Here is a 21,061-nt window from a genome sequence, read left to right as displayed (position 1 = left end):
CTTAGTCCAATAGCCTTGTCGGCAGAAGGCTCGCGGCTAACCGCCACTGGTAAGGATGCCAGTAGGCGCGGCGATACCCGCCGTAATAGGTAGGCTAGGCGTAATAGCCCCGCCAGCCATACGCCCCCAGTAGGTTCGCCTGTAGCGGCGATAGTAGGGAGGATAGGGACAATAGTCCGGGTACCCATACCAGTAAGGATTGATCGGCGCCGTTGCAGCTGCCGCCAAACCTAGGGCGCCGCCGACAATGGCTACCGTCGCCGAAGCCGTGCCCCAACTCAGCCTCCAGCCATACCAGTACACCGGCTCCGTGAGCTTTCTACCAGCAACTTGCTCGACTGAAGAAGCAGAAAGCGGAGCGCGCAGGGATGTTGACGCTAGATGTTATAGAAGCTGCAGCGGCATCTTTCTGAAGGCTTGAAAGCATGGCAAATCTCTATTTTTTGATTTCAAGTCTGAACAAATAGCATCGAGCGCGGCAATACAACAGAATGTGTACGAGGCTGCGCCCAGGGCTGCTCTTTTGCGGAGTCGCGCCGGCAAGATTCCTATGCTCCTTCCGTGCAAAGTTCTGCGATACCAATCCGGCCAACCCAACTTCACATCCTCGGCTCGCAACTCTGTTGGAACACGGCAGCTGCCCTCGCCATCGCTTAGTTCGGACTAAAGTCGAGCTTCGCCTGATCCGGTAAGCGGGGGTAAGATTGACCAATGTTTATAGACGAGCGGCGGGTGGAGTGTTCAGGATGCAGCGTTCGACACTGCGACCGTGTCGAACCCCAACCGGTGGCTCGGGAGAGCAGCATGAGGAAGAACTGGTCTGCCATCCACGTGATCGTCGTGTCGGCCCTCGCACTCACTGTCACAGAGATCGCTCTGGCACGCGGTGGCAGGGGAGGCGGCGACGGCCTTAATCCGTATTCTGAACTCAGCGGCAACGATCGTTCGGGCGGAGTGAATAGCGGCAACTATCGGCAGCCGCGATATAACACCTATCTGCGAGCCTATGGCCCATATGGGCCGTATCCACGTCCAATGGACGAACGCTACCGGCCGGATCCACATCGATACTATGGCTATCCTTACTAAGCCGAACATAGCTAGGAAGCCGCTGGGTGGCCGAGGCAAGGTTGGTCTTTTAGGCCGGAGCTTCCGCTCGGCCGGAGAGAAGGGCACGAGTTGACGCAATAAGGCTTAATGAACCCCGGACGTTGGCGCGGAGTGCGATCGTCCAAGGTCAGTCGTCCCTCCGCGAGGGCAGGTTCCGAGATTTTGTCGAGCTCGATCAGACGGCCGTCCTGGGTGTTAAGCCGCTGTCCAGAGATGGCCGTCTGATCGAGCTCGCAACCGGCCGCTAGAGCGATGTGCATCGTCGCATTGGGCAACTGCCCTGTGTTGGCGTGCGCCAGAATTGGATGACGACAATGACCGATTCACAGCTGCAATCATCGCCACGCCCGGCCATTGTGTCATCGGCAACGAAGGCTGAAGCTGGCAGCCGGATGCGGCGGATCGGACATCGGCTTCTTGAGGAGGCGAAGCGCATTCTCGGCATCTTCGCCTATCTCTGGGTCGTCTTCGGACTCCTGATCCTGCACGAGCATATCGTTCTGTCGCGCCATGGCGTAGCGTACAGCTTCTACGGTCTGGCCTTCATCAACGCCTGGATCCTGGCGAAGATCATGCTTATCGCCGAGAGCCTGGACGTTCGCCCGCACTTTCGAGGCCGACCGCTGATCTACCCGATCCTGGCCCGATCCTTCGCCTTCGCCGCCCTTCTCGTGGGTGCCTACACCGTGGAAGAGATGGCGCTCGGGCTCTGGCGAGGAGAGACCTTGGCCAACAGCCTGCCGGCTATCGGCGGGGGCGGCATCAGCGGGCTCGCTTCGGCAAGCGTCATCATGGCCGTGGCCTTGATCCCCTACTTTGCGTTCCGGGAACTCGGCCGGGTGCTCGGCCGAGACCGCCTGCGCACGATTCTTCTCAGCGGGGACGGGGCCGTCAGCGAGGTCCGCGAGGGGTGAACCCGGACGATGGCAGACGGCGTGGTGTGACAGGGGTCTGACGCGGTCGGCATTGCCCACCCTCACCGTGGTATGTCGCCCCCTGTACCCAGGCCGGTTGCGGAGAAGCGCACATGACGGGCCTCGGATCTACAGTGCAGGCTCTCCGACACGGCGCGTCGTCGGAGCTTCGTTTCGACGTCGTGGCAGGCCTCACGGCCGCTTCCGTCGTCCTGCCCAAGGCGTTGGCCTTCGCCACCGTGGCCGGATTGCCGGTGGCGGTCGGCCTCTACACCGCCTTCGTTCCGGCGGTCATCTACGGGCTTCTGGGCTCGTCACGCGTCCTCAGCGTCAGTTCGACGACCACGTTGGCCATCCTGACGGGAGCTGAACTCGGCAGCGTGGTGCCTGACGGCGATCCGGCACGGCTAGCTGCCGCAACGGCAACGCTGACGGCTCTCGTTGGCGTTCTGCTCCTCGCGGCGAGGCTGATGAAGCTCGGCTTCGTGGCGAGCTTCATCTCCGTGCCGGTGTTGACGGGATTCAAGGCCGGGATCGGGGTCGTCATCCTGCTCGACCAAGCCCCCAAGCTTCTTGGGCTGCACGTCTCGAAACAATCCTTCTTCGCGGACTTGGCGAGCCTCGTGCAGCACCTGCCTGCCACCTCCCTGCCGACTCTGACCGTCGCGGCGATCACGTTGGCCGTGCTTGTCTGCATGGAGTGGCTCCGGCCACACTCGCCCGCCCCTCTGGCCACGGTGGCGGCTTCCATCATCGCCTCGTGGCTGCTGGGCCTGAGCGCCGCAGGGGTGGCGACCGTCGGGACGATCCCGCAGGGCCCTCCCTCCCTCACCCTGCCGGACCTGACCCTGGTCCAAGCGCTTCTGCCCGGCGCCATGGGCATCGCACTGATGAGCTTTACCGAGAGTATCGCCGCGGGCCGGGCTTTCGTGAGACCCAGCGATCCGCCCGTCGACGCCAACCGAGAACTGATCGCGACCGGAGCGGCGAATCTGGGCGGTGCCCTGTGCGGCGCCATGCCAGCCGGCGGCGGGACTTCGCAGACCGGCGTCGTACGGGCAGCGGGCGGCCGGACGCAGGCGGCCTCGCTCGTGACGGCCGCGGCATCGCTTGCCACGATGCTGCTCCTGGCTCCATTGTTGGGCTTCCTGCCGCAGGCGACCCTCGCGGCGGTGGTCATCGTCTACTCGGCGAGCCTCATCCAGCCGATGGAATTCCGGACCATCTTCCGGGTGCGTCGCATGGAGTTCCACTGGGCGGTGGTAGCAGCCGTCGGGGTCCTGGTGTTCGGCACGCTCCAGGGCATTGTCGTCGCCATCGTTCTTTCCCTAATCGGCCTTGCCCTTCAGACAGCTCACCCTCCGGTCGCGGTCGTCGCACGCAAGCGCGGAGCCGACGTCCTGCGCCCGCTGTCGCCCGAACATCCCGACGACGAGACGTTCGACGGTCTGCTGATCCTCCGGCCCGAAGGGCGTCTGTACTTCGCCAACGCGCAGAACGTCGGCGAGCGGATCCGGGCGCTGATCGCCGAGCACGAGCCGAACGTCGTTGTCCTCGACCTCAGCCGCGTGCCCGACATCGAGTACTCGGCGCTGCAGATGCTGCAGGAGGGCGCACGGCGGACCAGCGTGACCTTGTGGCTCGTGGACTGCAATCCCGGCGTCCTCGAGATGGTGCGGCGGGCTGGTTTCGATCAGGAACTCGGTCCCGACCGCCTGTTGTTCAACGCCCGAACGGCGATCGAGCGTTACAGGAAGCTTCAAGGTCCCTCGGCGCCCAGCTAGGAAGGCGCCGCGCCGTGTAGCTTTCACGCAGTTGCGGGTCCGTATGGCTCCGGACGGGCAGCACTCCTGCGACGCGCGTCACCGATGCGTCAGCGACCGCACCACCGCTCCGGTCGGTGACACGGGACGTGCCCCTCTCACGAACAGCGCCGGTAGGCGACGCCGGTCGGATCTTGGTCGCTGTAGTAGCGTCTGAGCGCCCCGTTTTGCGAAGGCGCCATCAAGACCCTGACCTCATTCCCGGCCACGCTGTTCGCGCAGTTGAGGAGGAGGACCTGGCGGTCCCCTGCCGGTCTGACCGACTTGATCTGGCAGGATGCCATCGGTGTTCTCAGGCGCTTGCCGGAGACCATGAAGGCGGGCGCGAAGATGTCGACGGGCTTCTTGAACGCCGTCACCTTTCCGCCGGACGAGTAAACCTCTGCGCAGTCGCGACCCTCTAGGAGCCAAGCGCCCTGATAGCCCAATAGGCCGGCGTCGACGGCCCGCGCGGCCGACATTCCAGCGACGCTGGCAATGCCGAGACCGAGCCATGTAGCTCCCGCAAAACGAGCAACTCCCATCGCGACCTCCTCCGCCAGCAAGGCGTGTCTCGTCGGCTGATCAGGGTGAATACCGTTAGCGCAAAATTACCGGAGACAAGCTATAAGATGAAGGTACGGGGAAAACGTATCCGTGATGCAACGGCAGCCGATACTCTCGAAACCCGGCGCCGAAGGATACGTGCAGCTCCGCAAATTCGACGCAACGAACGCGCCGCAGCGTGTCCATTGTCGTGCAAACATGTTTTCGTGTCAGAGATAATGCTGCCTCGCAATCATGACGAGTGATTCGAGCGCCCTCGAAATCTGCATCACACCCGGCGAGATCAGCAGCACCCTGCGCGTTGCGAAAGCGCGCGAAGTCGCCAAAGGCCGAGACTCTGCTTCGCAGAGTTCTCGCGTGCGGCGAGTTGATCGGCTTCAGCATTCAGGGACCGATTGCGGCCGGGATCGGTCGCCTGAGAACCGATTTTGAGGATGCTCTGATCGACGTCACGCGACCTGGGATCTGACCACAGGTGTGCTCGCTCGCGGAGCGCAGTGACCGGCGCACGGGATGTCCTTTCGGATCAAGCGGAGAGCTTGAGGCAATGTTAGCGTACCAGACGTAGTCGGGTTGAAGCGGCGAAGGCCAGATGAATGGCGCTTACGCCCGGGCGCGACGTCGCTCACCTTCACGTGGTGTCCTCCGACGAGGAGACGACCTCATGAAAGCTTTTCTGATCTCATCTGCAGCGTTCGCCGCCTTCATCCTGACCAGCGTGGCGGCTGATGCGCGCGGCTTCCGCGGCGGGGGTGGGGGCTTCCGCGGCGGTGGCGGCTTCCACGCAGGCGGGTTCCGCGGCGGCGGGTTCCGGGGCGGGATCGGGCGGCCGGGATGGGGCGCTGCGGGCCCCATCGCCGGACGGCCTGGTTGGGGCGGTGGCCGGGTCGGCTGGGGCTATCGGGGCGGCTACGGCTGGGGCGGATACCGCCCTTACGGCTACGGCCTCGCCGCTGCCGGGCTCGGTGCAGCCGCGGCGGCCGGCTACTACGGCAGCGGCTATTACGGCAGCGCGTATGGGGGCTGCGGACCTTACGCCACCTACGATCCCTCCGCGGGGGCCTGCATCCCGTACTGAGGAGCCGGACCTCCGAGCGGCAGTACATCCGAGAGTTTCGGAGATTGTAAGTATGCGGCGCTGAGGCCGAGTCCGTTCGCTCGACGCAACTCATCCGCTTCGCGCCAGAACAGCCTCAGCACCATGTCTGGGCAGTCAGATGGACGCTATCGTTAAGAACCGGCGGCAGCCCAAGCGTGCGGCGGAGACGCCAGAAATCGCTCTTATCGACGCCTACTGGCGTGCGGCGAATTACTTATCGGTCGGCCAGATCTACCTGTACGACAACCCTCTGCTGAAGGAACGTCTGACCAAGGAGCACATCAAGCCTCGTCTGCTCGGCCACTGGGGTACGACCCCAGGCCTGAACTTCGTCTATGTTCATCTGAACCGCCTGATCAAGAAGCACGATCTGGATATGATCTACATCACCGGGCCGGGACACGGCGGCCCGGGCCTGATCGCGAATGCCTATCTTGAGGGCACCTACAGCGAAGTCTACCCGCAGATTTCCGCCGACGCCGAGGGCATGAAGCGCCTGTTCAAGCAGTTCTCCTTCCCCGGCGGGATCCCGAGCCACGTCGCCCCCGAGACGCCGGGCTCGATGCACGAGGGCGGTGAGCTCGGCTACTCTCTCTCGCATGCCTACGGGGCAGCCTTCGATAACCCTGACCTCATCGTCGCCTGCGTTGTCGGCGACGGCGAGGCCGAAACCGGGCCGCTGGCGACCAGCTGGCACTCGAACAAGTTCCTCAGCCCGGTGACCGACGGGACGGTTCTGCCGATCCTGCATCTCAACGGGTACAAGATCGCGAACCCGACCGTCTTGGCCCGGATCAGCCACTCGGAACTCGAACACCTCTTCCGCGGCTACGGCTACACGCCTTACTTCGTCGAGGGCCGCGAGCCGGCCCAGATGCACCAGCTCATGGCCTCCACGCTGGACGCCGTGCTGCGGGACATCCGGCGGATCAAGGCCGACGCGCGCGCCAGGGGTTTCACCCGCCGACCGCTCTGGCCGATGATCGTTCTACGCACGCCCAAGGGCTGGACGTGCCCAAGCGAGATCGACGGCCGACGCACTGAGGATTATTGGCGCTCGCACCAAGTGCCCATGGGCGGGATGCACGACAATCCGGCCCACGTGCAGATCCTCGAAGATTGGATGCTGTCCTACCGGCCCGCCGAGCTCTTCGGCGAGGACGGCCGGCTGCGCCCCGAGATTGCCGCGCTCGCGCCGAAGGCCGAGCGCCGCATGAGCGCCAATCCCCACGCCAACGGAGGCGCACTTCTCCGCGACCTTCGGATGCCGGACTTCCGCGACTACGCTGTCACCGTGACCGCCCCCGGCGTGGCCGTGGCGGAATCCACGCGCGTGATGGGACGCTTTCTGCGCGACGTGATGGCGCTGAACGCCGAGGCACGGAACTTCCGGCTGTTCAGCCCGGACGAGAACAACTCCAACCGCTTGCAGGACACGCTCGAAGTCACGAACCGCGCCTGGGTGGCCGATACCCTGCCGTGGGACGATCACCTCGCGCCGGACGGCCGCGTGATGGAGATGCTGAGCGAACATCAGTGCCAAGGCTGGCTCGAGGGCTACCTGCTGACGGGTCGGCACGGCTTCTTCTCCTGCTACGAAGCCTTCATCCACATCATCGACTCGATGTTTAATCAGCACGCCAAGTGGTTGAAGGTCTGCAATCACATTCCGTGGCGCCGGCCGATCGGATCGCTGAACTACCTGCTGTCGAGCCACGTCTGGCGCCAGGATCACAACGGGTTCAGTCACCAGGACCCCGGCTTCATCGATCATGTCGTGAACAAGAAGGCGGAGATCGTCCGCGTCTACTTGCCGCCCGATGCCAACTGTCTGCTCTCGGTGACCGACCACTGCCTGCGAAGCCGGAACTACATCAACGTCGTCGTGGCGGGCAAGCAGCCGGCGCCGCAATGGCTCACGATGGATCAGGCGATCAAGCACTGCACGGCCGGGCTCGGCATCTGGGAATGGGCGAGCAGCGATCGCGGCAGCGAACCGGACGTCGTGATGGCCTGCTGCGGGGACGTGCCGACCCTGGAGACGCTCGCGGCAGTCGACCTCCTGCGCCGCTACGCTCAGGATCTCAAGGTGCGCGTCGTCAACGTCGTGAACCTGATGAAGCTGCAGCCGGGCACGGAGCATCCGCACGGCCTGTCGGACCAGGACTTCGATGCCCTGTTCACGACGGACAAGCCGGTCGTCTTCGCCTTCCATGGGTATCCGTGGCTCATCCACCGGCTGATCTACCGCCGTCATGGCCACCGGAACTTCCATGTGCGCGGCTACAAGGAGGAAGGCACGACGAGCACGCCGTTCGACATGTGCGTGATGAACGACATCGACCGGTTCCATCTGGTTAGCGACGTCATCGACCGCGTGCCGGGCCTGGCCACCCCCGCGGCCTACGCCAAGCAGGCGATCCGGGACAAGCTGATCGATCATCGGGCGTACATCTGCCGGCACGGCGAGGACATGCCCGAAGTGTCCGCCTGGTCGTGGAGCCCGATGGCGCCGTCGCGCGCCGCTCATTCGACGGAGAGCGACAATGTCTGAGGAGGGGCGCCTCGACCGGCGTCGGGTGCCGTGAGACCGGCGCTCCTCGCGGCGATCTTCGACGTGGACGGCGTGCTCGTCGATTCGCCCCACGAGCGCGCCTGGCGCGAGGCGCTGGCGGGTTTCGCCGACCCGGCAGGCTTTACCACCGCGTTCTATCAGGCCAACGTTGCCGGAAAGCGGCGCCTCGAGGGAGCCCGGACGGCTCTGGAGCGGCTCGGCGGGCCGCAGGCCGCTGCCCGGTCGACGGAATACGCGAACAAGAAGCAGGCTCTTATCGACCGTTTGATCGAGGAGGGCAGCTTTGAGGTGTTTCCGGACGCTTTGCGCTTCTCCGCTGCGCTGAAAGCGGCCGGGCTGCGACTGGCACTAGCATCGTCGTCGAAGAACGCCGCGGCGATGCTGTCCCGCCTAGAGCTTCCGGACGGGCGCACGCTCCTTCAGCTGTTCGACGCCGACCTCAGCGGCCGGGAAGTGCCGAAGGGCAAGCCGGATCCGGCGCTCTTCCTGCTCGCGGCAGAAGCCTTAGAGACGCCCCCCGCGCAGTGCGTCGTGGTTGAGGACGCGCCTGCCGGCATCCGGGCGGCGTGCGCAGGCGGGATGACCTCCCTCGGGATCGCCCGGCTCGGCGACGAGGCGCTGCTCCGCGAGGCGGGTGCCGACCTCGTCGTCACAAGCCTCGACCACGTCGAGATCGCCGCCCTGGCCATGGGCACTTTGCGCGCCCAGGCCGCCAAGGAGCCCGTCGCAAATGCTTGAGGTGCTTCAGCCGACAGAGGAGCCCGGTTGGGTTCTGGCGCACGAAGGCTACAGCGTGCTCACGGAAAGCGCCGTCGAGTCGCGCTTCGCTCTCGGCAACGGATTCCTCGGCATGCGCGCGTCGCGGTCCACGGGCCGAGGACCGACCTGGGCGAGTTGGCTCAGCTACATCCGATGGGCCTCTTGGCCGCGCTGCTACGTGGCCGGGCTGTTCGACATGCCCAACACCGAGCCGCCCGTGCCGGCGCTCGTGCCTGTCGCCGACTGGTCGCGGGTCCGCCTCATCCTCGATGGAGAGCCGCTGGTGGCACGCGAAGGAGTGATGCTTTACGGCATGCGTCGGCTCGACATGCGCCGCGGCGTACTGCTCTCCGAATGGACGCACCGGACGCCAGCGGGCATCACTGCGACGGGCCACGAGCTTCGCCTTCTGTCGCTGGCTGACCGCGCCGTGGGGCTGCAGCTGCAGCGGATCGTGCTGGACCGTGACGGCATCGAAGTCCGCCTTGAAGCGAGCTTCGGGCTTGCCGGCCTCGGCATGGAGCCGGTGCGTCTCGAGAACGACCTCGGCGCGTGGCGAACCGAGGGGACCGGCAAGGTCGTCGCAATGGCCGGCGCCGCGTCGCTGTGTTTGGACGACGCCTCGATCAACCCCGAGCGCCCGTTCCCGTTGCGTTGGATCTTCCGGTGGCCGTCGAAGGCCGGCCAAGTTGCTGAATTCTCCCGCCTCGTCGCCGTCGCGCGGGCCGACCGGTCGGCGGAAGATCCGGCGCCGCGAGCCACGGCCGCGCTGGAGCGCAGCACCTCCGCGGGTTGGCGTGCCATCCTTGAGCGGCACGAGGTCGCCTGGGACGTGAACTGGAGCGCCAGCGGCATTCGCATCGAGGGCGACGACGATCTGCAGCGTGCCCTGCGCTTCGCTGTGTATCATCTGACGAGCGCCGCGAACCCAGACGACGACCGGGTGTCGATCGGCGCGCGTGGCCTGACCGGCGATGCCTATTTCGGCCACGTCTTCTGGGACACCGAGACTTATCTCCTGCCGTTCTACACCGCGGTCTGGCCGGACGCGGCGCGCTCGCTGCTCATGTACCGGTACCACACCCTGTCCGGGGCGCGTGCGAAAGCTGAGCTCTGTGGCTACCGAGGCGCGCTCTATCCTTGGGAGTCGGCCGACACAGGCGAGGAAACCACGCCGGAAACGGTTCTGGGCCCCGACGGGAAACCGATCGAGATCCTGACCGGCAAGATGGAGCACCACATCAGCGCCGACGTCGCGTACGCGGTCTGGCAGTACTGGCGCGCCACCGGCGACGACGAGTTCTTCCGCGATGCGGGGGCCGAGATCCTCCTCGAAACGGCCCGCTTCTGGGCCTCGCGAGCCGTCGCTGAGGCGGATGGCCGGCGCCACATCCGCAAGGTGATCGGGCCGGACGAATATCACGAAAATGTGGACGACAATGCCTTCACCAACGTGATGGCGCGCTGGAACATCGCGTGTGCCCTAAGAGCCCTGGACCTGGTGCGGCAGCGCTGGCCTGAACACGCCTCCGCGCTTCAGGACAGGCTCGCGCTCGACGACCGTGAACTCGACGACTGGCGGGACGCGATCGCCCGGATCGTCACCGGCCTCGACACCGCAACCGGTCTGTACGAGCAGTTCGCCGGCTTCCACGCATTGAGGCAGCTGAACGTGGCGGACTATGCCGACCACGCGCTCCCGATCGACGTGGTGATCGGCCGTGAGCAGACGCAAGGCTCTCAGGTCATCAAGCAGGCCGACGTGGTGGCCCTGATCGCCCTGTTGCCCGAGGCGTTCCCCGAGCATGGGGCCACGATCAACTTTCGCCATTACGAGCCGCGCTGTGCTCATGGCAGTTCGTTGAGCGCGGCGATGCACGCACGCGTGGCCGCCCGGCTCGGGGACGCCGACATGGCGCTCCGCTACATGCGGGAGACCGCCTCCCTCGACCTCGATCCCGATCCGAACAGTGCTGGCGGCATCCGAATCGCTGGGCTTGGCGGGCTGTGGCAGGCCGCGATTCTGGGCATTGCGGGCCTGAACCTGATGGGCGAGACCCTGGAGCTCGATCCCAAACTGCCGCTCTCGTGGAGACGCCTCTCCTTCAAGGTCCGGTGGCAAGGTCGGTCGGTGGGGCTTAGCGTCGCCGCCGACGTGGTGGAGGCGACGCTGATCGACGGCGACCCGATGGATATCACGGTCGCAGGCCTCACGCGGAACCTGGAAGCTCGGTCATCGCTGCGTGTCGACTTGCCGTCGGAAGCGTTCCGTGGCGTGGCGGAGGTCTGCGCCTAGCTTAACGCGCTGACCACCCAGTTCGAGGCCCGTCGGTGAGCTGTCAGCTCGCAAAGGACAGCAGGCCAAGCACTTGCACGCTGAAGACCTTCACGATGGTCATCGAGGGAAAGATCATCGCGTAGCACACGTCCGGCCGGTCGGTCGGGGCCGTACGCGCGGAATAGGCCAGAATCGCAGGATTGCCCGTGGCGCCAGAGGCAATGCCGAGCAGATCATCGAATGGGATTTTGAGTAGGTAGAAGCCGGCGAGCAACACGATCGCCACGGTGGTCAACAACACCGCCACGCCGATCAGCAGCAACAGCGATCCGGTCTGCGCGACGGTCGTCACGAAGGCCTGGCCCGAATTGATCCCGACCGTTGCCAGGAACAGCGTCAGGCCGAGATTGCGCAGCACGATGTTGGCGGGCAACGGCATGACCCAGCTGAGCGGCCCGGTGCGCCGAAGCCTCCCGAGGATCAGCGCCACGATGAGCGGGCCCCCGCCGATGCCGAGAGTGACGGTGCCCACACCCGGCACCGGGATCGGGATCAGGCCGAGAAGTACGCCGAGCACCATGCCGAGACCGACCGAGACGTAGCTGAAGTCTGCGGCCGCCTTCACCGTATCGCCGAAATGCGCCCGCGCCTCGGCCACGTGGTCAGGTGCCACGAGGACGCCGACCCGATCGCCCAACTCCAGCATCAGGTCCGGCGAGGGCATGACGTCCATGTCGTAGCGGCGGACATGTAGAACCCGGATCGGGATGCCTGGCGGCAGGGGCAGATCCGCCAGCTTCACGCCGGTCAGCGCCGGCTTCGAGACGAAGAAGCGCTGGTAGGTGATGTCGCCGCGATCCCTGGCGAGGCGGCCCCGGTCGACATGTCCGAGGACCGAGGCGACTTCGTCCACGGCCGCCGCGCGATCGGCCGCGATCAGGAGCGCGTCGCCGGGATGCAGTTCGAGATCTGGATCGGGCAGCCGATTGTGGTGTTCCTGTCGCACGCCGGCGATCTGCACGCCCTCGGGCAAAGTGGCCATAACCGCGCCGAGCGTGGCGCCGGCGGCCGGCAGGCGCTCGACCGTGACCTCGCCGATATGGAAGCGGACGGGCTTCGGCGGAAAGGCCGGCTTCACGCGTCGCGTCATGAAGTACAGGCAGAGAATGGGGCCGATCACGCCGAACGGATAAGTGACCGAGTAGCCGATGGAGGGATCCCGGTTACCGATGGTGTCGATCGCGGCCTGCAGGGCCGCCGTGCTGACCATCGATCCAGCGAAAATGCCGAGTGTATGGCCGAGACTGACCTGAAAGACGGCGCCGAGGCCGAGCGCCACTAGCAGTCCGGCGGTGACAGCGACGGCCGCCAGCAGGTTGTAGATGCGCCCGGGTCCCGACAGGCCCTCGAAGAACTGGCGGCCGTAGAGAATGCCGATCGCGTAGAGGAACATGATCAGCCCGACCAGCCCAAGCGGCCCAGCGATCTGCACCTTGGGTGCGATGGCACCGATGAACAGGCCGACGAAGAGCACCGCGCCCACGCCGAGCGAGAAGTCCAGAAACCGGATCTGTCCCACCGCGTACCCGAGGCCGATAGCGAGGAAGAGCGCGAGGATCGGCTGTGTTCCAATGAGCTCGCTGATTGAGGCCATCATGGAAGAACTCTCCGCTTCCGTGCGCCCGACCCTCCGATCCGAAGAATCTTCGGCGCAGCCCGCGCTGGCGCATCGGGGCGCTGGATTCGGACCGTCCTGCTGCCGAACCTGACCTTTTGCAGGCGCCCGGGCGCCCGCGGGTCAGTTCGGCTCGCCGAAGGCGCAAGAGTTCGCCCTCACCGACCCGACCGGGCGAGTCAGGACCGGCTCCGCAGAGGACAGAACGCAGGCTTCACCGGCATGCGAGAATTCCAATCGCACGCCGTTCAGAAGCCGATAGGTCGCCGACGCGTGGTCGATCTCGATCCGAAACGTCTGTCCTCTGACGGTCAGGACAAGCTTCAGGGCCGACCACGCCTTCGGCAGGATGGGATTGAACGAGATGTGACCCTCGCTGTCGCGCAATCCGGCGAAGCCATAGGCAAGAGCGAGCCACGTACCGCCGATTGCGGCGACATGAGCGCCGTGCATCATGTTACCGCCGATATCCGACATGTCCATCGCCGCAGCGAAGTCAAAATACTCGATCGCCTTCCGGTCGAGCCCGATCTCATTCGCGACGATGCTCTGAATGCAGACCGACAGGGATGAGTCGTGCGTTGTCAAAGGATCGTAATACTCGAAATTACGCCTCTTCTCTTCCCGCGTGAAATGGTCATTCAGCAGGAACATGGCCATCACAGTGTCTGCCTGCTTGATCACCTGAGATCTATAGAGGTTTAGAGGATGGTAGTGTAGCAGGAGAGGATAATTATCTTCCGATGTCGAGGCGAAATCCCAGCGTTCCAAGTCGAGGAAATCATCATCCTGAGGATGGATCCCGAGGCGCTCATCGTAAGGCAGGTACATCCGCTCGGCCGCCTCCTCCCAGTGGCCGAGCTCGGAACGTTCCAGGCCCGTCAGAGCGACCAGCGCAGCGAATTGATCTGGGCGCAGGCGCTCGAGAGCGAGCACAGTCTGGACGGCGTAGCGCAGGTTCTCCCGCGCCATCAGGTTGGTGAAGCAGTTGTTGTTGACAATCGCAGTATATTCGTCCGGTCCGGTGACGCCGTTGATGCAGAAGCGACCACCTTTGACGTCAGAGAAGAAGCCGAGGTCGAACCACAGACGCGCGGTCTCGATCAGGACCTCTGCGCCGTAGCTCCAGAGAAATTCGTCATCGCCGGTGACCTCGACATACTTCCGCAGCGCGTAGGCGATGTCGGCGTTGATATGGTATTGCGCAGTTCCCGCTGCGTAATAGGCCGACGCCTCCTCACCATTGATCGTCCGCCAGGGAAAGGTCGCTCCGCGGTGTCCCAATTCGCGCGCCCGCGCCCGCGCCTTGTCCAGCATATCGTAGCGAAATTTGAGGACGCTGCGCGCGATCGACGGATTCGTAAAGATCAGGAATGGAAGGACATAAATTTCCGTGTCCCAGAAGTAGTGTCCCTCGTACGTCCGGCCGGTCAGGCCCCTGGCGCCGATCCCATGCCCTTCCGCTCGCTCCGAGGCCTGCAGAAGCTGAAAGAGGTTCCATCGAATCGTCTGCTGCGTCCTCGGATTGTCGCTCTCGACCACAACATCGGCCCGCGCCCAAAAACGCTCGACATCGCGCCTCTGGCGCTCGAGGATCGCCTGAAATCCTTGCGTTCTGGCGCGTTTGAGGGTGGAAATGGTCTGTAACAGGATCTGTTCGGTGTCGGAATCGTCGGAATAGTGATAGCTTAAATACTTGCAAATACGAAGGGGCTTGTTTCGCAAAAGCTTGCCCCGGAATATGATGGCAGCAAAATCATCGTCGCAGCGCGACTCGTTGAGGATCGAGCATTCAGTGATGATGCTGTGATCCATGCCGCAGCCGAGGCTCAAGCCGGAGCTTCTGGTTCGGTAACTCAGTATCGCCCGCAGGCCCTCGGATTGCGTCCCCGTGGGGTGCAGAACCCGGCCGACAAACCCCTCCGCGAGACGGGGGTCCGTCGTGTCGGCGCTCAGGGGCTGATGGTTGTCGAGCTCGGACGACACCGCGACCTCGACGTCCGCGTCTTCCGCTATGAGCTCGAACTCGATCGCGGCGAGATGCCGATGCGCGAGCGAGACCAACCGGACCGTCCGCATGCGCAGGCGCTTCCCTGTGGGAGACATCCAACGGACATCCCGGTTCAGAGTGCCGCCTCTGAGATCGAGGGAGCGCCGGTATTCCAGAACTTCGGCCCGCGGCACGACGAAGGGCTCGTCTTCGACGAAGAGTTTCACGGCCGTGCCGTTCGGGCAGTTCAGGATGCTCTGGCCGACGGTCGGGAAGCCATAGGCATGCTCGCCGTAGGAGATCGGCCGGTGTTCGTAGAAGCCGTTGAGATAGGTGCCCGCCTCTCGCGCCGGCGTGCCTTCCTCGACGGCTCCGCGAATGCCCAGATAGCCGTTCGACAGGGCAAACATCGTCTCGGCCTGCCCGGTCAGTTCACCGGCAAGCCTCGCGTCGTAGCGGGCGGCCTCGAACGCCCAGGGGTTCGGCGGAAAGGTGTCTTCGGGCGGAACATAGCGCGGGCGCAGCATAGCTCATCCTCGGGCGCGGCCCGGCGCGGCGATCTCGAAGGCGAGAGGACGCCCAGCTTCGAATTCCGAGATGCTCGCGAGCGTCGTACCCAGGATCGTCTCCAGGGCCTCGCGCGTGAAGAAGGCTTGGTGGCCCGTCACGATCACGTTCGGGAACGAGACGAGACGCTGAATCACGTCGTCCGGGATCACGGCGCTCGATAGATCTCTGTAGAACAGATCCGCTTCCTGCTCGTAGACGTCGATGGCCATTCCGCCCAGCCGGCCAGACTTCAGCGCATCGATCGCCGCGTCGGTATCGACCAATCCGCCGCGGCTCGTATTGATCAGGAGGGCGCCTGTCTTCACCCGCCCAAGCGTCCGCGCATCGACGATGTGATAGGTCTCAGGCGTCAGCGGGCAATGCATGGAGATGACGTCTGCCTCTTCGACGCCCTTCGCGTCGACGTAACGGCCTCCGATCTCTTCGAACTCGGCCGAGCGATGCACGTCGAACCCGATCACTTTGCAGCCGAAGCCGGCCATGATGCGGGCGAAGATGGTCCCGATCCGCCCGGTGCCAATCACCGCCACGGTGCGTCCGACGAGATCGAATCCCATGAGCCCGTCGAGCTTGAAGTTGCCCTCGCGGGTTCGATTGTAGGCCCGATGAATTTTGCGGTTGAGCGCAAGGAGCAAGCCCACCGCGAACTCGGCAACGGAGTTCGGCGAATAGTTGGCGACCCGCACGACGCGAATGCCAAATTCATCCGCTGCTTCCAGGTCGATGTGATTGAATCCCGTGCAGCGTGTCGCAACGAGCTTCGTCTCACCCTGAGCGAGGCTTCTTAGGACGTCGCGATTGACGGCATCGTTGACGAAGACGCTGACCGCCGGGAATCCGGCAGCGAGAGATGCGGTCTCGGGTTCGAGAAGCGCATCGAAATACACGAGGTCATGGCCGTGACCCGCATTGAGCTCATTGAGAAGCGCGCGCTCGTAGTTCTTCGCGCTGAACACTGCAACTCGCATGCTCACGCCTTTCTGCGCAGGCGCCCTAGGCTAGTGCGCGCGCGCCATGAAACGAGGTGAACGCCGCCCCACGGGAAGAAAATGCACTTCGCGCGAGAAGTAGGCGCCTCCTCCGCTCCGGAACGCTGTAGCGTGCACAGTCCCCTATGCAACAAGATGGATTTGCTCCTCTTCCGGCTCTCACTCTACAGCTAGGACAATATCGCGCTTGATTATCGAGGACATTTGATCGACGAGAGCATCAGATCAGGCTGTGGCGGATGCACATTGCTGGCTTCAGGAGTATCACGACGACAGAGCATCGATACGGCGGTTGCTCGCTGACACGGTTCGCCGACCACTCCGCTCGGACGGCTTCCGGACAGCCTTCGACGGATGGTCGACTAGTTTGGGCTACGGTTTCCGAGGCCTCAGCCATCAGTGGCTCATCAGGCAGCACACGGGCGAGGTCTGCAGGACGTCTCTCGTCACGCCGCCGAACAACCATTCCCGCAGCCGAGAATGGCCGTACCCGCCCATGACCACGAGATCCGCATCTTCTCGCGTCGTGAATCGCAAGATCTCATCGGCGACCTCACGGCTCGTTGCGGTCAGCAGATGCGTGGTCGCCTGTGCGCCGTGAAGGTTCAGGAAACCGCAAACCTGCTCGGCACCGGTGAAGCGAGCCTCTTCACCCGCGCTCACGACGAAGACCTGCTTGGCGCGGCGGATCAGCGGTAGAGCGGCCGAAACCGCACGCCGCGCCTCGGGCGCATCCTTCCATGCGACGACGATCCGTTCTGCCCTGAGATGATCGGTGCCCGGCGCAACCAGAACCGGCCGGCCGACTTCCATCAGCACGGGGCCGGGCAGAGCGGCCAAGGTTCCGGTGTCGTTGTCCGTCTCGCGTCCGACAATCACGAGATCGGCAGCGAGCGCTTGGCGGACGAGAAAGCTTGTGGCATCAGCCTCGGCCTGGTGCCAAGCCGTCCGGATCTCCGCACCGCAACTCTGCTCGAAGACCTCTCGGCACCGCTTCAGATCCTTCTCGAGCTTGGTCTGCTCCTCCTTGTAGGCGGCCTGTATTGTCTTGAGGTCCTCGCCCGGGCCGGGATTGGGCATCTTACGCGCGGCGATGCCCGTGAGGGTCGCTCCGAAGCGGCTTGCGAGACCGGCTGCAAGACGGACGCGTTCGGCAGCCCTTGCTCCGAGGTCCAGAGAAACCATGATACTGGCGATACTCATTTGGTCACCTCCGATCATCGACGCGCCGAACTTCCTTGGGTGACTGATCGGCTTTAGCCCTCTCACTCACAACGGACTCATGCCTGTGCCTCACGGCCTAAGGTTCGGCATCGCCCGGATGGTTTCGCGTGTGCCGCTGACCGTGAGATCATTGTCCGCCTGCCGCAGGAGAGGGATCGGGATGCCGACCTCCCCACCGCCGAGCCAGCGTCGGCGGGTCACCACGGCGATAAGCGTGGTGCTGTCGACCGAGACCCGCACATCCTGCACGCGGCCGACGATGAGCTTGTGATCGGCATAGACCCAGCGGCCGCGGAGCGTCGGCACCAGCGAGGCAGCGCCAAGCTGCATGCGCGCATCCGCCCGGTCCAAGAGAGAAGTGCGGGCGTCCTGCGCGCTCGCCTCCCCGGCGAGCACCACAAGGGCGCAGGCCCAGACACAAACGTGCTGGCGCATCCGCTGGTCCTCCTCCCGCAGGGCGAAGATCTGCTTGGTATCAGTGGCGCGTCGTCTCCAATCGGTTCGCCCGCCGCCAGGCGCTGGGCGTCATGCCCGACCAACGGCGGAAGGCATGCGTGAACCCGGCGAGCTCGGAGAAGTCGAGGCAGTCGGCGATCTGCGTCAAGCTCATGCTGGTGTCAGCGAGCAGTTGCTTAGCCGACTGGAACTGCACCTCGCTGGCAAGACGGCGGAAGTTCGTGCCCTCGGCCCTTAGGCGGCGGCTCAAGGTACGACGGTCCACCAATTTCATGCGTGCCACGTGCTCGGCTGTGCAGCGCTGCCGGGTCACGGCGGTTTGGAGGTACTCGCGAAGCTTGTCCGTCAGCGTGGAGGGCTGATCTGCCTCGAGCCGGCGGATGTTCTCCTCCACCCTCCGCCGGACGGCTGGGTCCGCACCTACGATCCGCTGCTCCAAGAGCTCGGCCGGAAGCACCAAGGCAGCTGCTTCTTGATCGAAGCGGACCGGTCCTTTGAAGAAGCCGGTGTAGGGTGCTGTGTCGCGCGGCGCGGAGCGTGGCAGCAGCACCTCCAGCGGCGCCCAGTCAGGCCCGCACAGCCCTCGCAGGATGTTGGTCACCGTGGCGAGTGCCCGCTCCAGATGCAGGGCAGCACCCTTGGCCTCGGGCTCATGCTGGGCATAGCTGAGGACGGCAGTGTCGTCGTAGATGGCGAGGCCGATCACCGCGCCGCGGTCCCGCACACACGCATGCGCTTCAAGGGCCCGCAGGGCGCCGCCCACCGCGGTGCAGTTGCGCAGCAACAGGCCGAGGAGGCCGAGCGAGGCCAGGGTGGTTCGCTGCCCGACCAGTAATCCGAGATGGAGACAGTGCAGGCGGTCGGCAGCCAGGGCGATCAGGTGTCCGATTGCCGTGAACGGAACGGGCTTGCCGCTGGTTTCGAACAGATGGGGATCAAGGCCCACTTCAGCGACGAGGCCCTCAAGGTCAGCGCCGAGTTCCACCAGGACGGCGTGGATCGCCCGCACGACATCGGGATGGATGAAGCCGACAGAAGGGGCGTTCTCAGCCCCTTGGGAACTCTCGTCCGCGACCGCTCCGCTCGGGCCACCGTTGGTGCATGGTCTGGCAGAGGAGAGCATAGCAACGTCCTCCCTGCGCCAGATGATCCGATCCATGACTTCGTGCTTGATCGGATGAGACAGGAGAATGCATTCCCTGCGGCTGATCCGCTTTCGGCCTGTTTGCGGCTATACGCTGTGATTTCTCGCAGCGAGGGCCCAGATGCCCCTATTCCGCGGATGATACCGAGCTGTGGTGTCAGTGCTTCGCGTCCGTCTGGTTGCCGTTGATGCTGGTGAGTTCCGCGCCCTGCGCAGTCGGCGCCTCCCCGTCGAAGATTGTCTTGATGACCTGGGCGACGCTGGCGCCCACCTCCGGCGGTTGGATGGAGCGAGCCCGCTCGACAGCCTCTGCCCTCAGCGTGTCGTGGTCCACGACGCCGAGACGCCCCAGCTCGTGCAGCAGAAGCGCGTTCAACACCAATCCGGCGATGGCCTGATGGGCCGTCGCAACCAGCGCCTTGCCGGTCTGCGCCGTGTTCTCCGCCTGCATCAGCGCAAGTTCGGTAAGCTGCTCGTTGGTGAAGGGGTCGTCGATGTCGCTCATGCCCTGCCAGCGCCGCCGAAGCGTTGGTGCCTCCAATGTGCCGTCCAGAAGCGGATCAACGGTTAGCCAATTCGGGAACGGAACACCTTGCTTTTCTTCTGGTTCCGCGTGCGCTGCTTGATTGAACAAGACGCGATCATCGTTCGGGCGGCGATATAGGTTCAAAAGCGGCGCGTTAGAGGCCGCTGCGCGTCAAACTTGGGCTCTGCTAAGCTTTACAGTAGTCGGCTTCTCCCCCTGTGATGGCTTGGAAAGCCGAGGACGCCTAAGTCTATAATGGTTAGTCTGCGAAGGGCCGCTTCAGAGAAGCGGCCGAGGCTGGCTAAACGACCGGAATGGGGGATTCTGGTGGAGAAACCCGCGGTCGGGCTGGGTCGAGAGCGGATCGAACGAGCGCGGCGGTTTGATTCGAGGGTGGTCCCGACCGATCAGGCCGGGCTCGGCTGCGGCACCAGGATCAGCTCGGCGACCTTCCTGAGGTTTGGGTCCGCCGCGGCGAGGTGGAACTCGTCCTGGGTGTGGTTCCAGTGGCCTTCGACCACTCCGATGAAGCGGAGCGCCTGAGGTGCCTTAACTTTGGCTCCGCGCTCAGCCGGCGCCGCTTTACGCCGGCCCAAGCCACCGTAGAGATTCGTCGGTTGTTGAGCGCCCCCGAGATTCGGCAGGCCTGTGTAGCGGCAAGGGACTTGATGAAGGTGGAGGGCGGCGGGTCGGCCGCGTGCGATGCGATCGAGTCACTCTGCCCGATCACAACATGAAGTTGCTCAGATCAGGTGTCTATGGATCGGGCTGATTGAGAGGATCGGCCAGAACAAGGCTCCTCAGGATCTCTCATGAGACGCCTGTCGACATAGCCGCCGGTTGGCTGACCGTTTGGGTCGCCCCCAAGGCGCAGCGCCGCGTCGCCGCGCACTCAGGGAGGGAGCAGTGGCTGCTTTCCCGCCCAACTCAGAAATGCTGACTTCGACGCGCTGCAGTCACCTCGCGCGCCTTGTCGAGGATCGCGTTCACTTGGCAGCGAACAGCGGAGCGAATGGCAGTGTCGTAGCTCGTCGCGCTCTTATCTGGACTCATGTACCTCGGCCCATCCAGAACCGCGTTGATCGCCAGAGCAGTCTTCTCAAGCACTTCGGTTGCCAGGGTCTCGTCTCGAGCCGCGACTTCTGCAGTGAACGTCAGGAGGGCGGTCTCCAAAGCATCGAGCGCGGCCGCGAGTGGATTGGCTCGGTCACCTTGCTTGGGCTCAGTCATGGCCATCCCCCGCATCGGATCGGAAGCACGAGCGTCACCGCTACTCGCCCCACGTTGCTGGCGCTATCGTAGGTCGGCAAGGGCACTGTCACGGGAACCCGGTGCTCGGCGATCCGACCGAAGCGACGCGGCGTGAGTGGCGGCAGTCAGCCC

At 64.4% G+C, this 21,061-nt stretch carries 15 protein-coding genes; 6 read left to right on the top strand and 9 right to left on the bottom strand.

Annotation, left to right across the window (positions count from 1 at the left end; all coding sequences use genetic code 11):
* Positions 1-1,502: 1,502 nt before the first annotated feature.
* Together MOX02_RS25980 and MOX02_RS25975 are read left to right on the top strand one after the other, a co-directional pair.
* Complete coding sequence (locus MOX02_RS25980; RefSeq protein WP_147028717.1) at positions 1,503-2,024, top strand: hypothetical protein; 522 nt, start codon at positions 1,503-1,505, stop codon at positions 2,022-2,024.
* A gap of 113 nt (positions 2,025-2,137) precedes the next feature.
* A complete protein-coding gene (locus MOX02_RS25975; RefSeq protein ID WP_147028712.1) occupies positions 2,138-3,808 on the top strand; it encodes a SulP family inorganic anion transporter in 1,671 nt (556 codons plus the stop codon).
* A gap of 137 nt (positions 3,809-3,945) precedes the next feature.
* Here the strand turns inward: MOX02_RS25975 and MOX02_RS25970 are convergent, their stop codons facing one another.
* Positions 3,946-4,371, bottom strand: coding sequence for a hypothetical protein (locus MOX02_RS25970; protein ID WP_147028716.1), 426 nt, complete (start codon positions 4,369-4,371; stop codon positions 3,946-3,948).
* A 686-nt stretch (positions 4,372-5,057) separates the two neighbouring features.
* Here MOX02_RS25970 and MOX02_RS25965 point away from each other — a divergent pair.
* The 4 genes from MOX02_RS25965 (at position 5,058) to MOX02_RS25950 (ending at position 11,122) form a co-directional block, all read left to right on the top strand.
* Positions 5,058-5,471, top strand: coding sequence for a hypothetical protein (locus MOX02_RS25965; RefSeq protein WP_147028711.1), 414 nt, complete (start codon positions 5,058-5,060; stop codon positions 5,469-5,471).
* A gap of 139 nt (positions 5,472-5,610) precedes the next feature.
* Complete coding sequence (locus MOX02_RS25960; protein ID WP_147028710.1) at positions 5,611-8,046, top strand: phosphoketolase family protein; 2,436 nt, start codon at positions 5,611-5,613, stop codon at positions 8,044-8,046.
* A 30-nt stretch (positions 8,047-8,076) separates the two neighbouring features.
* Positions 8,077-8,805 (top strand): HAD family hydrolase, encoded by a 729-nt coding sequence (locus MOX02_RS25955; protein ID WP_147028709.1) that lies wholly within the window; start codon positions 8,077-8,079, stop codon positions 8,803-8,805.
* Positions 8,798-11,122 carry a glycoside hydrolase family 65 protein gene (locus MOX02_RS25950; protein WP_147028708.1) on the top strand — a complete coding sequence of 775 codons (2,325 nt, stop codon included), beginning with the start codon at positions 8,798-8,800 and terminating at the stop codon, positions 11,120-11,122. Before MOX02_RS25955 ends, MOX02_RS25950 begins: the two co-directional genes overlap by 8 nt.
* Positions 11,123-11,165: 43 nt before the next feature.
* Here MOX02_RS25950 and MOX02_RS25945 read toward each other — a convergent pair whose 3' ends face one another.
* From MOX02_RS25945 to MOX02_RS25910, 8 genes are all read right to left on the bottom strand, one after another.
* A complete protein-coding gene (locus tag MOX02_RS25945) occupies positions 11,166-12,761 on the bottom strand; it encodes an aspartate:alanine exchanger family transporter (RefSeq protein WP_147028707.1) in 1,596 nt (531 codons plus the stop codon).
* A 141-nt stretch (positions 12,762-12,902) separates the two neighbouring features.
* Positions 12,903-15,296 (bottom strand): glycoside hydrolase family 65 protein, encoded by a 2,394-nt coding sequence (locus MOX02_RS25940; RefSeq protein ID WP_147028706.1) that lies wholly within the window; start codon positions 15,294-15,296, stop codon positions 12,903-12,905.
* A gap of 3 nt (positions 15,297-15,299) precedes the next feature.
* Positions 15,300-16,307: a 2-hydroxyacid dehydrogenase gene (locus MOX02_RS25935; RefSeq protein WP_147028715.1), complete on the bottom strand. Its 1,008-nt coding sequence runs from the start codon at positions 16,305-16,307 to the stop codon at positions 15,300-15,302.
* Between the two features lie 417 nt (positions 16,308-16,724).
* A complete protein-coding gene (locus MOX02_RS25930) occupies positions 16,725-17,531 on the bottom strand; it encodes a universal stress protein (RefSeq protein ID WP_147028705.1) in 807 nt (268 codons plus the stop codon).
* A gap of 90 nt (positions 17,532-17,621) precedes the next feature.
* Entirely contained in the window at positions 17,622-17,987 is a 366-nt protein-coding gene (locus MOX02_RS25925) for a PRC-barrel domain containing protein (protein WP_147028704.1), read from the bottom strand.
* 40 nt (positions 17,988-18,027) lie between these two features.
* Positions 18,028-19,167, bottom strand: coding sequence for an AraC family transcriptional regulator (locus MOX02_RS25920; RefSeq protein WP_238179638.1), 1,140 nt, complete (start codon positions 19,165-19,167; stop codon positions 18,028-18,030).
* Between the two features lie 142 nt (positions 19,168-19,309).
* Entirely contained in the window at positions 19,310-19,786 is a 477-nt protein-coding gene (locus MOX02_RS25915; protein ID WP_147028703.1) for a hypothetical protein, read from the bottom strand.
* Positions 19,787-20,605: 819 nt separating this feature from the next.
* Complete coding sequence (locus MOX02_RS25910; RefSeq protein ID WP_147028702.1) at positions 20,606-20,908, bottom strand: hypothetical protein; 303 nt, start codon at positions 20,906-20,908, stop codon at positions 20,606-20,608.
* Between the last annotated feature and the right edge of the window lie 153 nt (positions 20,909-21,061).

The organism is Methylobacterium oxalidis (genome assembly GCF_007992195.1).
GTDB classification, from domain to species: Bacteria; Pseudomonadota; Alphaproteobacteria; order Rhizobiales; family Beijerinckiaceae; genus Methylobacterium; species Methylobacterium oxalidis.
The sequence above is the reverse complement of the archived record's forward strand: the minus strand, read 5'-3'. Positions and strand labels throughout refer to the sequence as shown.

Bases quoted from the DNA above. Each gene is read 5' to 3' on its own strand.
- MOX02_RS25980 (WP_147028717.1), top strand. From the start codon at position 1,503: ATGCGGCGGATCGGACATCGGCTTCTTGAGGAGGCGAAGCGCATTCTC.
- MOX02_RS25975 (WP_147028712.1), top strand. From the start codon at position 2,138: ATGACGGGCCTCGGATCTACAGTGCAGGCTCTCCGACACGGCGCGTCG.
- MOX02_RS25970 (WP_147028716.1), bottom strand. From the start codon at position 4,371: ATGGGAGTTGCTCGTTTTGCGGGAGCTACATGGCTCGGTCTCGGCATT.
- MOX02_RS25965 (WP_147028711.1), top strand. From the start codon at position 5,058: ATGAAAGCTTTTCTGATCTCATCTGCAGCGTTCGCCGCCTTCATCCTG.
- MOX02_RS25960 (WP_147028710.1), top strand. From the start codon at position 5,611: ATGGACGCTATCGTTAAGAACCGGCGGCAGCCCAAGCGTGCGGCGGAG.
- MOX02_RS25950 (WP_147028708.1), top strand. From the start codon at position 8,798: ATGCTTGAGGTGCTTCAGCCGACAGAGGAGCCCGGTTGGGTTCTGGCG.
- MOX02_RS25945 (WP_147028707.1), bottom strand. From the start codon at position 12,761: ATGATGGCCTCAATCAGCGAGCTCATTGGAACACAGCCGATCCTCGCG.
- MOX02_RS25940 (WP_147028706.1), bottom strand. From the start codon at position 15,296: ATGCTGCGCCCGCGCTATGTTCCGCCCGAAGACACCTTTCCGCCGAAC.
- MOX02_RS25935 (WP_147028715.1), bottom strand. From the start codon at position 16,307: ATGCGAGTTGCAGTGTTCAGCGCGAAGAACTACGAGCGCGCGCTTCTC.
- MOX02_RS25930 (WP_147028705.1), bottom strand. From the start codon at position 17,531: ATGAGTATCGCCAGTATCATGGTTTCTCTGGACCTCGGAGCAAGGGCT.
- MOX02_RS25925 (WP_147028704.1), bottom strand. From the start codon at position 17,987: ATGCGCCAGCACGTTTGTGTCTGGGCCTGCGCCCTTGTGGTGCTCGCC.
- MOX02_RS25920 (WP_238179638.1), bottom strand. From the start codon at position 19,167: ATGGATCGGATCATCTGGCGCAGGGAGGACGTTGCTATGCTCTCCTCT.
- MOX02_RS25910 (WP_147028702.1), bottom strand. From the start codon at position 20,908: ATGACTGAGCCCAAGCAAGGTGACCGAGCCAATCCACTCGCGGCCGCG.